The sequence below is a fragment of the Burkholderia sp. MR1-5-21 genome (assembly GCF_053427715.1).
In genome coordinates this window covers 17,060-30,061 of record NZ_JBSAXD010000050.1, presented here as the reverse complement: position 1 = coordinate 30,061, position 13,002 = coordinate 17,060, and the positions used below count along the sequence as shown (strand labels likewise).

General features: G+C 67.3%; 10 protein-coding genes. 3 read left to right on the top strand and 7 right to left on the bottom strand.

The features are described from left to right. Nucleotides 1-29: 29 nt before the first annotated feature. A complete protein-coding gene (locus tag ACV229_RS38255; RefSeq protein WP_448088236.1) occupies nt 30-1,211 on the bottom strand; it encodes an isovaleryl-CoA dehydrogenase in 1,182 nt (393 codons plus the stop codon). 179 nt (nt 1,212-1,390) lie between these two features. On the opposite strand from ACV229_RS38255, the gene ACV229_RS38250 reads away from it, so the two are divergent. Then, complete coding sequence (locus tag ACV229_RS38250) at nt 1,391-2,137, top strand: TetR/AcrR family transcriptional regulator (protein WP_448088235.1); 747 nt, start codon at nt 1,391-1,393, stop codon at nt 2,135-2,137. A 79-nt stretch (nt 2,138-2,216) separates the two neighbouring features. Here the strand turns inward: ACV229_RS38250 and ACV229_RS38245 are convergent, their stop codons facing one another. After that, nucleotides 2,217-2,663 carry a hypothetical protein gene (locus tag ACV229_RS38245; RefSeq protein ID WP_448088234.1) on the bottom strand — a complete coding sequence of 149 codons (447 nt, stop codon included), beginning with the start codon at nt 2,661-2,663 and terminating at the stop codon, nt 2,217-2,219. Nucleotides 2,664-3,342: 679 nt separating this feature from the next. Between ACV229_RS38245 and ACV229_RS38240 the strand changes: the two genes are divergently transcribed. After that, nucleotides 3,343-5,535: a TonB-dependent siderophore receptor gene (locus tag ACV229_RS38240; RefSeq protein ID WP_448088233.1), complete on the top strand. Its 2,193-nt coding sequence runs from the start codon at nt 3,343-3,345 to the stop codon at nt 5,533-5,535. A 91-nt stretch (nt 5,536-5,626) separates the two neighbouring features. Here the strand turns inward: ACV229_RS38240 and ACV229_RS38235 are convergent, their stop codons facing one another. From ACV229_RS38235 to ACV229_RS38215, 5 genes are all read right to left on the bottom strand, one after another. Then, a complete protein-coding gene (locus tag ACV229_RS38235) occupies nt 5,627-6,916 on the bottom strand; it encodes an MFS transporter (RefSeq protein ID WP_448088232.1) in 1,290 nt (429 codons plus the stop codon). 113 nt (nt 6,917-7,029) lie between these two features. Then, a complete protein-coding gene (yiaK, locus tag ACV229_RS38230; protein ID WP_448088231.1) occupies nt 7,030-8,064 on the bottom strand; it encodes a 3-dehydro-L-gulonate 2-dehydrogenase in 1,035 nt (344 codons plus the stop codon). 183 nt (nt 8,065-8,247) lie between these two features. Further along, a complete protein-coding gene (locus tag ACV229_RS38225) occupies nt 8,248-9,279 on the bottom strand; it encodes a Zn-dependent oxidoreductase (protein WP_448088230.1) in 1,032 nt (343 codons plus the stop codon). Nucleotides 9,280-9,308: 29 nt separating this feature from the next. Further along, nucleotides 9,309-10,517 carry a D-mannonate dehydratase ManD gene (gene manD / locus ACV229_RS38220; RefSeq protein ID WP_448088229.1) on the bottom strand — a complete coding sequence of 403 codons (1,209 nt, stop codon included), beginning with the start codon at nt 10,515-10,517 and terminating at the stop codon, nt 9,309-9,311. Between the two features lie 21 nt (nt 10,518-10,538). After that, nucleotides 10,539-11,267 carry a GntR family transcriptional regulator gene (locus ACV229_RS38215; protein ID WP_448088228.1) on the bottom strand — a complete coding sequence of 243 codons (729 nt, stop codon included), beginning with the start codon at nt 11,265-11,267 and terminating at the stop codon, nt 10,539-10,541. Nucleotides 11,268-11,425: 158 nt separating this feature from the next. Here ACV229_RS38215 and ACV229_RS38210 point away from each other — a divergent pair, with 158 nt between their 5' ends. After that, the gene (locus ACV229_RS38210) at nt 11,426-12,889 is read left to right on the top strand and encodes a mannitol dehydrogenase family protein (protein ID WP_448088227.1); all 1,464 of its coding nucleotides are present in this window, start codon (nt 11,426-11,428) and stop codon (nt 12,887-12,889) included. Nucleotides 12,890-13,002 lie beyond the last annotated feature (113 nt).

Below are 13,002 nucleotides of genomic sequence, written 5' to 3'. Positions count from 1 at the left end.
GCCGGGGCTCCGTTCGCGTGACGTGGGCGTTACATGGTTTCCGCGAACAGCTCGCGGCCGATCAGCATCCGGCGGATCTCGCTCGTGCCGGCGCCGATTTCGTAGAGCTTCGCGTCGCGCCACAGCCGGCCGACCGGGTATTCGTTGATGTAGCCGTTGCCGCCGAGGATCTGGATCGCCTCGCCGGCCATCCACGTCGCCTTTTCAGCCGTGTAGAGAATCACGCCCGCGCAGTCCTTGCGCACCTGGCGAATGTGGTCGCTGCCCGCCGAGTCGAGATGGCGGCCGACCGCGTACAGGTACGCGCGGCACGCCTGGAACGTCGTGTACATGTCGGCGACCTTGCCCTGGATCAGCTGGAATTCGCCGATCGACTGACCGAACTGCTTGCGGTCGTGGATATACGGGACGACCGCGTCGAGACACGCAGCCATGATGCCGGTCGGGCCGCCCGACAGCACCGCGCGCTCGTAGTCGAGGCCGCTCATCAGCACCTTCACGCCGCCGTTCAGCTGGCCGAGGATGTTCTCTTCCGGCACTTCGACGTCCTGGAACACGAGCTCGCCCGTGTGCGAGCCGCGCATGCCGAGCTTGTCGAGCTTCTGCGCAACCGAGAAGCCCTTCATCCCCTTCTCGACGATGAACGCGGTGATGCCGCGCGGGCCGGCATCGATATCCGTCTTCGCATAGACGACGAGCGTGTCGCAGTCGGGGCCGTTGGTGATCCACATCTTCGTGCCGTTCAGCACGTAGCGGTCGCCGCGCTTGTCCGCGCGCAGCTTCATGCTGACGACGTCGGAGCCCGCGTTCGGCTCGCTCATCGCGAGCGCGCCGATGTGCTCGCCGGACACCAGCTTCGGCAGGTATTTCTGCTTTTGCGCGTCGGTGCCGTTGCGGTGGATCTGGTTCACGCACAGGTTCGAGTGCGCACCATACGACAGGCCGATCGACGCGGATGCGCGCGAGATCTCCTCCATCGCGACCATGTGGGCGACGTAGCCCATGTTCGCGCCGCCGTACTCTTCCGAGACGGTCATGCCGAGCACGCCCAGGTCGCCGAACTTGCGCCACAGGTCCATCGGGAACTGGTCGGTGCGATCGACTTCCGCCGCGCGCGGCGCGATTTCCTTCGCCGCGAAGTTCGCGACGGCGTCGCGCAGCATCTCGATGTCTTCACCGAGCATGAATTGCACGCCGGGCAGGTTGCTCATGTCTCCTCCGTCTCCAGAAAGTGCGTTGCGCGCACCGATTTCTGAGTTTTGCTCAAAACCGGTTGTTGCGCCGATTCGTTAGCCAATACTGCGGAAATTCTGCGTAGTGTCGCGCCTCGCCGGGGCCGGCGTCAACAGTTTTTTGAGTCACACTCAGATAACTCGGATATGATCTCGGCATGACAGCCGCCGCCTCCGACACCATGACCGACACCGTCAAAGCCGACCGCGCCGACGCGCCCCGCGCGCCCGCCGGCCGCAAATCGCAGCAGCGCGTGCAGGACATCCTGCGCGCCGGACGTGAAGTCTTTGCTGAAAAAGGCTACGAATCCGCGACGACCGCCGAGATCGCGCAGCGCGTCGGCGTGTCCGAGGCGACGGTGTTCAGCTACTTCCGCGGCAAGCGCGAGCTGTGCGCGCGCGTGATCGCCGATTGGTACGACGAAAACATCAAGGTGTTCGAGAGCGGCATGCCGCTCGGCGCGCCGGTCGACCAGCAGTTCGCGTTCGTCGTCAGCACGCACCTGCGGCTGATGCTGGTGAGCGGCACCGGGCTGTGTGCGCTCGTGCTGTCGGAGGGGCGCGCGAAGCAGCATGCGCTGAGCGACGAGCTGACCGCGCTGCAGCGCCGCTACACGGCGCCGCTGATGGACGTGCTCGCCCGCGGGCAGGCAGCCGGACAGGTGCGGACCGACCTGCCGCTGAGCCTGCTGCGCTCGATGGTGTTCGGGCCGATCGAGCACGTGCTGTGGGATGCGATTCTCGGGCGCCGGAAGCTCGTTACCGAAACGACGGCCGCGCAGCTGATCGACATGCTGTGGGCGGCCGTGCAGCCGCCGGCGCCGGAGCAGGCGGCGCTCGTGCGGTTCAGGAACGAGGTGGCGGAGGCGGTGCGGCGGCTGGAGGGCGGCGGCACGCGCGCGTGACTTCCACGGCCGGTGCGGCCAGTGCGACCGGCGTAGCCGCCGTCAGCGGCTACGCGCGCGGCCGGGCGACGTCACGATCTCACTGGATCGCGCGGCAATGCGTGAGCTTCAGGCCGGGCAGGACCGGCGCGTCGATATAGCCTTCGTTCAGGCAACTGAAGCGGAAGAATCCCGACGCCTCGAACGGCTTGATCTCCTGCCCCTTGAATTTGCTCTTCAGCGCGTCCTGGTCGGCGACATCGAAATGCGTGTCGAACTGCGCGCCGTCGGTCGTGAGCGCGCCGAAGTACGTGCCGCCGGGCTCGCTGCCCATCCGGATCACGGCGCCTTCGAACGCCAGGCGCCTGCCGTCGTATTTCGACTTCGCCGCCGTCATGTTCGTCGTATAGGCGTCGATCACGGCGCCATAGCGCGCGTCGATCGCGGGCTCGTCGGCCGGCGCGGCGAAACCCGGCTGATTAATACCGGCCAGCGTGGCGCACGCCACGAGCGCGGCAGTCGCGCGCGACACGGAAATCTTTTTCATGTGCAATATCTCGTCAGGCTTGGTGGTTAAAGGCGACGTTTCTCCGGATTTCCGGAAAAACGTCCGGTGAATTCACTGCCGTTCTCCCAATCTTCAAATGGCGACAAACGGCTGCGATCACCCCACCGCCTGCGCGATCCATTGCTGCGCGCGGCTTCGCGTCGATCACGACGTGACAGGAAAGTGACATGGCGTGGCCCCCGGGCTCTCATTGAATTAACTGCGTTTGATTTTTGGCGCTAAGGTAGCAGACGGGCGCGCGGCATGCAATATCGGTTTGCTGTGGCCAAAATGACCAGGATTCGCCGGTTTGAATTTCAGCGCGGCATTTCCGCCGAATTTCATTCTCTTTCAAGCGGTCGTTCGAACGTTTCAACGTCTGTTAATCGGTTTAAGCCTGAAATTTCCTGTCCGGCGATACGAGCAAAGCCGCGTTTCCGCCGCACCTAATTCCCCGATGCCGAACCGGATCGCCTCCCGGCGAACATGGCCGACGACCGTCGCGCCACGCAGCCCGCTCCGCCCCGTCAGCAAGCAAACGTCCCACAGCACCTCAGCACGGGCGCATTGGCCATCTTTATTGCAAATGATTCTCATTCCTAATATCATGCCGCCTCCAGCCACGCCGAAGCCGCGCTTGCGGCCGCGCCATCCTTAGCACTCCATCGGTCATCGATTCATGCATTCACGCCGAACGCCCCGCCGCGCCCGGACGCTCCGTCCGTGGCGCGCAAGCCTGCACACCCTGATCACCCTTTGCGTCGCGAGCGGCGCGCATGCGGCCACCGGGGACGACACCGATGCCGAGCCCGCCGCGCCGGCGTCGCCGACGGCGCGCGCCGCGTCGTCCGCCGAACGCGAGTTGCCGGCGATCCGCGTCAGCGCGTCGGCGGCCGCCGATCCGACGGTCGGCTACCGGCCGCGCACCGCGTCGATCGCGGGCGCGCAGGACACGCCGCTCGAGAAGATCCCGCAGTCGGTCGCCGTGGTCAGCAGCAGCGTGATGCAGGACCAGCAGGCCCGCTCGCTCGACGACGTGCTCGGCAACATCAGCGGCGTCACGCAGACGAACACGCTCGGCGGCACGCGCGACGCATTCACGAAGCGCGGCTTCGGCTCGAACAACGACGGCTCCGTGCTCGTCGACGGCGTGCGCACGCCGGTGCTGCACAGCTACCTCGCGACGATCGACCGCGTCGAAGTGCTGAAAGGCCCCGCGTCGCTGCTCTACGGGATGCAGGACCCCGGCGGCGTGATCAATCTCGTCACGCGCAAGCCGGAGGACACGTTCGGCGGCTCGATCTCCGCCACGCGCACGAGCCACGGCGGCAACGGCGCGACGTTCGACCTCACGGGCCCGCTCGGCAAGCCGGGCCAGGTCGCGGGCGGCACGCTCGCGTTCCGGCTCACCGGCGAATACGACACGCGCCGCTACTGGCGCACGTTCGGCCGCCAGCGCGACGCGCTGATCGCGCCCGCGCTGTCGTGGCACGACGCCGATACGTCGATCGACGTCAGCTACCAGTACGTCGACTACACGACGCCGTTCGATCGCGGCACCGTGCTCGTCAACGGTCAGCTCGACGACGCGCTGCGCTATCGCCGCTACGAGGAAGCGTGGTCGCAGAGCAGCGGCATCCAGGAGACGTTCCGCGCGCGCATCGAGCACCGCCTGTCGGACGCATGGCGGATGCGCGCGACCTACGGCTGGGGACGCGACCGCTACGAGCAGTTCATCACGCGCGCGACCGCGTTCAACAGCGCGACGGGCGCGATGACGCGCACGTCGGACGCGAACCTCGGGCGCAACGATTCGGACCAGATCGCAACGCTCGGCCTGCTCGGCAACGTGACGCTCGCGGGCATCAAGCATGCGATCTACATCGGCGGCGAATACGAGCGCCAGCGCAGCTTCCGCGGCGACACGATCCGCGGCAAGGCGACCTCGGGCTTCAACCTGTTCGACCCCGTGTATGGCCTGCTCGCGCCGGGCGGCACGCCGAACCCGAAGCAGAGCGACAGCCTGTCGAAGGTGCACGCGTATTCGATGATCGTGCAGGACTCGATCAGCCTGACGGACCGGCTCACCGCGGTCGGCGGGCTGCGCTGGGAAGACTGGCAGCAGGAATCGGGGATGGGCCGGCCGTTCGTGTTCGCCGACCGCTCGCACGGCCAGGTGTGGCTGCCGCAGTTCGGGCTCGCGTACGCGATCACGCCGTCGCTGACCGCATATGCGAACGTGAGCCGCTCGTTCAAGCCGAACGTCGCGTCGAACGTCGCGGCGCCGCTCGCGCCGGAATACGGCCGCGTCGTCGAGGCCGGCGTCAAGTTCACGCTGAAGCCCGCGATCACCGGCACGCTCGCGGTGTACCAGATCGACAAGCGCAACGTCGCGGTGACCGTCGGCGACGTGACGTCGACGATCGGCACCGCGCGCTCGCGCGGGATCGAGCTCGACGTCGCCGGGCAGCTCACGCGCCACCTGAGCGTGATCGGCAGCTACGCGTACACGAACGCGACCGACCGCGACAACGATACGCCACTGATGAACGTCGCGCGCCACACGGGCAGCCTGTTCGCGGTGTACGACACGACGCTCGCGAACCTGCCGGGGCGCTGGCGTTTCGGCGGCGGCGCGCGGCTCGTCGGCGCACGGCCCGGCGATACCGCGAACAGCTTCACGCTGCCCGGCTACGTGACCGTCGACGCGTTCGCGGCGTACGAGACGACGATCGGCAAGCTGCCGACGCTCATCCAGCTCAACGTGAAGAACCTGCTCGACAAGACCTACTATCCGTCAAGCAACAACAACCTGATCATCGCGGTCGGCGAGCCGCGGCTCGTCACGCTGACGACGACGGTGTCGTTCTGACGGCGGGGGCCCGATGGAGCCGCGCGCCGGGCATCGCGATCCGGCGCATCGCGACAAACCGCAACGGCCGCAAACCCGGTCGGGCTCGACGTCATTCGGCCGTCGGCGGACAGACCCGGTAGAACACGACGCTGCACAACAACAGGAAGCCTGCCAGGATCGCCATGCCGGTCCGGATGCCCGCATAGCCGATGATCATCGCGCCGAGGATCCCCGACAGGCTCCCGCACGCGTTGATCAGCGCGAGGCCGGCCGCCGCGGCCGCACCGGACAGCACGCGTCCCGGCAGCGTCCAGTAGATCGGCATCAGCGACAGGATGCCCGACGTCGCGACGGTCAGCATGATCAGCGCGAGCCAGAAGCTGTCGTGCGCTACCGTCGCGACGAACAGGCCGATGGCGGCCAGCGCGACCGGCACCACGCCGTGCCTGCGCAGCCGCCCGGACTTCTCCGCGTACTTCGCGTTCACGTACATGCAGATCGCCGCGACACCGAACGGGATGGCCGTGAACAGCCCGACATTCAGGCTGTTCGCGACGCCGGCGTCATGAAACAGCGTCGGCATCCAGAACGTCAGCCCATAGAAACCGGTGTTGAACAGGATCATCACGACGATCAGCGCATAGACCTTCGGCGTCCGGAACGCGTCCGCGACGCGATGCGACTTGAACGCCGCCTCCTTCGCGACATTCGCCTCGATGATCTGCTTCTCGCGCGGCGTCAGCCAATCGACGTCGGCCGGCCGGTTCCGCAGCAGCGCCAGGATGACGATACCCAGCACAACCGACGGCAGCCCTTCGAGCAGGAACAGCCATTGCCATCCCTTGATGCCCGCCACGCCGTCCATCGTCTCCATGATCGCGCCGGACAGCGGCGCACCGAACACGACGGCAATCGGCAACGCCATCAGGAACAGCGAATACATGCCGCTCTGGCGCCGCGCGGGCAGCCACGTGTTCGTGTAATACATCACGCCCGGAACGAACCCGGCCTCGCATACGCCGAGCAGGAAGCGAAGCGAATAGAACGCGGCCGCGTTCCGCGAGAAGATCATCAGGATCGACACGATCCCCCACGTGATCATGATCCGCGCGATCCATGCACGCGCGCCGACCCGCCGCAGGATCAGGTTGCTCGGGATCTCGAACAGCATGTAGCCCCAGAAGAACACGCTCGCGCCGAGTGCGAAGGACGCGTTCGTCAGGCCGAAATCGGCCGCCATCTGCAGCTTGGCGAAGCCGATGTTCACGCGGTCCAGATAGGACATGATGAACCCGAGGAAAAACAGCGGGACGATCCTCAGTATCACCTTCCGGTACAACGCGTCTTCGTGCAGTGCTTCGGTGCTTGCGCCCAGCGCAAGCGTGACGTCCGCCTTCATGGTCAGTTCCCCTGATGAAAACTTGAACCTGCTCGCCAACGAAATCGATCCGTATGCCTGTTCCTCGCGCATGCCCGCGTCGCGGGCAGGCCCGGTTGCCTGCCGGCGCCGCGTCAGCTGCGCGACGCCCCCTGCCGCTCCGCGAGCGCGAGCACGTCGGCCCAGATGCCGTCATCGACGGCAATGCCGTGCTGCCGCTGTTCGATGCGGGTCCGCAGCGCGCTTTGTCCGGGATACAGCACCTCGTTGCTGTCTTCCGCGACTTCCGACGTATTCACGTAATCGGCCACGCCGTCGGCGACCTCGTTCGTGAACGCTTCGCCGCCCAGCTTGCGCGGGTCGATCAGGATGAAGACCTGCGAGCAGCCGGTGCAGCTGCCCTGCTGCACGGCATCGATCCCGTTCGTCGCCAGTCCCTCCGACAGCACGGCGGCCAGCAAGTCGAGCATGATCGCGAACCCAGAGCCCTTCCAGTAACCCATCGGCAGGATCCGCATCGACGCCTCGATCGGGCCGGGCTCGACGGTCAGCTTCCCTTCGCTGTCGAAACCGGCGGGGAACGGCATGTTCTTCCCCTTGAGACGGGTGGCCTGCAGTTTCCCGTACGAGTACTGCGACATCGCCATGTCGAGCACGATCGGGCCCTTGTCGCGCGGCACGGCCATCACGAACGGGTTGTTGCCGACGCGCGTGTTCTTGGCGCCCCAGCCCGGCATGCAGGATTCGGTGTTCGTCCAGCAGATCGCGATGTAGCCGCGCTCCGCCGCGTGCCAGCCGTATGTCCCGCCGCGCATCCAGTGCGTCGTGTTGCGCAGCGCGACGATGCCGACGCCCTGCTCGGACGCGATCGCCATCGCGCGCTCGGTCGCGGACAGTGCGTTGAGAATGCCGGGACCGCGATTCCCGTCCAGGATCTCGATCGCGCCGAAGCGCTTGACCGGCGTGGGGACGCCTTGCAGATTCACCCAGCCCTTGCGGACGTAGTCGACGAATCGCGCGACGCGATTGATGCCGTGGGAATTGACGCCGTCGCAGGTCGCTTCGGCATGAACCCGCGCGCAGACGCCCGCGTCGTGCTCGTTCATGCCGGCATTCAGGAGCGCGAGATAAATGGCGCCCTGCAACTCCTCGAACGGAATTCGAATCATCTTGCCTGTCTCCTGAAGTTCTTGTGGTGCGGTTCGATCCGGAACCGGGTGCCGCCGGTCCCGCCCGAACGTCATCGCTGCGCATGCGCGCGGCGGCGAATGTCGTTCAACCGAAGTTCGCGACGCACGGCCGCAGCGGCGCAGCTTGCGCGACCGCGCGCCGGCCGGCGATGCGAACCTCTATCAGCCGCCCGCGAAATCGAGCAGGATCTTGCAGCTCTCGGCCGGCTTCTGCTCGGCCATCTCGAACGCCTGCGCGACATCGCGGAAGCCGACCTTGTGCGTGACGATATGCTCGGGCTGGATCAGCCCGCGGCCGATCCAGTCGATCACCTGCGGGAACATCGCGCAGTTGAGCCGCGACGCGGCGAGCGTCAGCTCCTTCTTCGTCAGTTCCGCCTGCACGATCGCGGACGGCTCCGACGAGAAACCGAGCACGCCGATCCGGCCGGCGGGCGCCGCGAGCCGCACCGCTTCCTCGAGAATCGACGGATGGCAGACCGCATCGAAGATCAGCGTCGGGCCGCCGTCGACGCCGCGTTTCTGCAGCGCGTCGGGCAGGTTTTCGACGCTCGTGTTGATGATTTCGTCTTCCGCCGCGCCGCACTTGCGCGCGAGCTGCAGGCGCGCGTCGAGCCGGTCGGTGATGAACGCCCGCACGCCGTACACGCGCTTGAGCACCTGCAGGATCGTCAGCCCGACCGTGCCCGCGCCGTAGATCAGCGCGACATCGCCCGGCAGCACGCCGGTGCGCGACGTCGCGTTCGCGGCAACCGCGAACGGCTCGACGATCGCCGCGCAGGTGTCGGCGATCTCGGGCAGAATCCGGTATGCGTTGCCGGCCGGCACGCACGTGTACTCGCTGAATCCGCCGTCGCGATGCACACCGAGCACGGTCAGGTTGCGGCACACGTTGCGCCGCCCGATCGTGCACGCATGGCAATGGCCGCAGCTGATCACCGGATCGACCGCGACGGTCTCGCCGAGCCGCGCCGCATCGACACCGTCGCCGACGGACTCGATCGTGCCGACGAACTCGTGGCCGATGATCCGCGGATACGACACGAACGGGTTCTTCCCGTGAAAGATGTGCAGGTCCGAGCCGCAGATGCCCGCATAGCGGACCTTCACGCGCACCTCGCCGGCGGCGGGCGCGGGCATCGGCACCTCGCTCACGCGCATGCTGTTCGGACGATCGACAACGACACTCAACATTTCGGTTTTCTCCTTCGATTCTTCGCCGCTCACCAGTTCCACATCGAGCCGTCGCGCAGCCGCGCGACCGGCAGGTACGCGCGCTCGTACGGATACTTCGCAGCCAGCGTCTCGTCGATGTCGACGCCGAGGCCCGGCACGTCGTCCATCACGAGATAGCCGTGTTCGAAGCGGTAGTTGTGCGGAAACACTTCATCGGTCAGCGTGTTGTGCGGCATCAGCTCCTGGATGCCGAAGTTCGGCGCCCACAGGCCGAAGTTCACGGCCGCCGCCATGCACACCGGCGACAGGTCGGTCGCGCCGTGGAAGCCGGTGCGCACCTGGTACATCGCCGCGTAGTCGGCGATGCGCCGCACATGCGTGATCCCGCCCGCGTGCACGATCGTCGCGCGGATGTAGTCGATCAGCTGGTCGCGGATCAGGTCCTTGCAGTCCCAGATCGAATTGAACACTTCGCCGACCGCGAGCGGCGTCGTCGTGTGCTGGCGGATCAGGCGGAATGCCTCCTGGTTCTCCGCGGGCGTCGCGTCCTCGAGCCAGAACAGCCGGTACGGCTCGAGGTCGCGGCCGAGCCGCGCGGCCTCGATCGGCGTCAGCCGGTGATGCGCGTCGTGCAGCAGGTGCGGCGCGTCGCCGACCGCGTCGCGCACCTTGCGGAACAGCTCCGGCGTATGGCGCAGGTACAGCGCGGTGTCCCACGGCTCCTCGGGCGGCAGGCCCTTTTCGGCGGGCTCGTATGCGCCCGCGGTCTTGCCGACGCCGTACACCTTGTCGAGCCCCGGCACGCCCGACTGCACGCGAATCGCGCGAAAGCCTTCCTCGATGTGCGCGCGCACCGCATCGACCGCTTCCTCGTGGTCGCGCCCGTTCGCGTGGCCGTACACCATCAGCCCGTCGCGGCTCTTGCCGCCGAGCAGCTGATAGACCGGCATCCCCGCGAGCTTGCCCTTGATGTCCCACAGCGCCATGTCGATTGCGGCGATCGCCGTCATCGTCACGGGCCCGCGGCGCCAGTACGCGCCGCGATACAGGTATTGCCAGATGTCCTCGATGTTGCGCGGATCGCGCCCGACGAGGCACGGGAACACATGGTCTTCCAGGTACGCGAGCACCGCGAGCTCCCGCCCGTTGAGCGTCGCATCGCCGAGGCCGTACACGCCTTCGTCGGTCACGATCTTCACCGTCACGAAGTTCCGGCCCGGACACGTGACGATGGTCTGCAAGCGTTCGATTTTCACTGCGCTCCTCCAGCGGGCGATTCAGTCGACAAAGTAATGGGGCGCGCGGCTGCGCACTTCCGGCAGATGCGTGCCGATCCGGTCGAGGTGCGCGGCGACCGATGCGCCGAGCAGCGCCATGTTGCGCGACGCGATATGCGCGAGGATCTGCTCGTGTTCGTGGAACGCACGGCGTGCGTGACCCTCGACGTCGTCGAGCAGCAGCCAGCGCACGCGATCGTACTGGCGCTTGATTGGCTGCAGCATTTCCCACACGTGCGGCCGCCCGGTGAACTCGAACATGCGGCCGTGCATCGTCTCGTCGAGCGCGAAAAACGTGTCGACGTCGCGCGCGGCAACCGCGTCGCGCTGCGCGTCGATGAGCGCCGCGAGCTCGGCCAGTTGTGCCGGCGTGATCTTCTGCGCGAGCTCGACGTGGTTCGCGCATTCGAGCGTGCTGCGCGCGAAGCGCCCTTCCTCGAGGATCGACACCGAGATCGGCGCGACGAGCGTGCCGACCTTCCGGTAGATCTGCACGAGCCGCTCGTCCGCGAGCTGCGCGAGCGCCTCGCGCACCGGCGTGCGGCTGACCTTGATCGTCGTCGAGATCACCGCCTCCGACAGCGCGGTCCGCGGCGGCAGCGCACCCCGCACGATCGCCTTGCGCAGCAGTGCGTGCACCTGATGCGTATACGACTGGCCCTCGTCCAGCGTGAACCCTTGCAACGCCGTGACGACGACGTCTTCCGTCAATGTTGCTGTGTCGCTCATGTGCCGACTCAATCTGATTAAACGTTACGTTTGTACCATGGTACACAAGGACGCGATCCATGGGGACATGGCGTTTACACCAATAACTTCGCGAAAAAGCCAAGGATAATCTGCAGGCAATCTTCCATCTACCATGGTACATACGTCAACAGCCCGTCATGCTGCTCTCGTCCGACTTCCTGCCTGCCGCGCCGACCGGGACGATCCGTCCCCGCTACGACCGGCGCGCCGTCCGCACCGGCATCGTCCATCTCGGCCTCGGTGCGTTCCATCGCGCGCATCAGGCGCTCCATACCGAAACCGTGCTCGAACAGGGCGACCTGCGCTGGGGCATCGTGGGCGTCGAATTGCGCCGCCGCCACACCGTCGACCTGCTTGCCGCGCAGGATCACCTGTATTCCGTCACCGAGCGTGACGGCGATACCGCGCGCACCCGCATCGTCGGCGCGGTGCACGGCGCGCTGTTCGCGCCCGAGTCGCTGCCGGCGCTGCTGCGGCTGATCGCCGATCCGGGCGTGTCGATCGTCAGCCTGACCGTCACCGAGAAAGGCTATTACCGCCGCCCCGGCGGCGGCCTCGACGCCGACGATCCCGCGATCCGCCAGGACCTCGCGACGCCCGATGCGCCGCGCACCGCGCTCGGCGTGATCGCGGCCGGCCTGCGGCTGCGCCCGGCCGGCGCGCCGCTCACGGTCGTCTGCTGCGACAACATGACGTCGAACGGCGACACGCTGCGCGCGCTGCTGATCGACTACGCGGAGCGGTTCGACGGCGCGCTTGCGCGGCGCATCCGCGACGACGTCGGTTTTCCGAACAGCATGGTCGACCGGATCGTGCCGGCCGCGACGCCCGAATCGCTCGACTGGGTCGAGCAGCGCCTCGGCGCGCGCGACGCGGCGGCGATCGTCTGCGAGCCGTTCTCGCAATGGGTCGTCGAGGACCGCTTCGCCGGCCCGCGCCCGCGCTGGGAGGATGCCGGCGCACGCGTCACGGCCGACGTGCGGCCCTACGAGACGATGAAGCTGCGCCTGCTGAACGGCTCGCATTCGGCGATCGCGTATGCGGGCCAGTTGCGCGGCCGGCCGACGGTGTCCGACGCGATGGCGGATCCGCTGATCGCCGCATTCGTCGACGGCGTGATGACGCACGACCTGCTCGCGACGGTCGACGTGCCGTCCGGCTATGACGCGCATGGCTATTGCGCGACGCTCGTGCGGCGCTTCCGCAATCCGACGCTCGCGCACCGCACCGAACAGATCGCGATGGACGGCACGCAGAAGGTGCCGCTGCGCTGGCTGCCCGCGCTCGCCGAGAGCGCAGCGGCGGGCGTCGAGCGCCCGTACCTCGAGCGCGCGCTCGCGATCTGGCTGCATTACGCCGCGACTGCGCGCAACGAAGCCGGCGAGCCGCTGACGCTCAGCGATCCGGGCGCGGCCGCGCTGGCGGCGACGCTCGCATCCGCGGGCGAAGCGGTCGATGCAGTGAAAGCCGCGCTGTCCGGCCCTGCGCTCGCCGGGCCGGCCGCGTGGCCCGACGCGCTGATCCGGCGCGTCGGCGCGCATCTGTCGACGCTGCGCGCGCGGGGCACGGATGCGCTGCTCGCGCCGTTGTGCGTGCGTTGAACGACAGAACGACAGATTCGCTGCGGGCGTGCTCCGCGTGACCACCGTGCCCGCCTGCGCTCCGGCCGGGCCCGCGGCCAACGACGAACCGACGACACACAAGACATGACAGC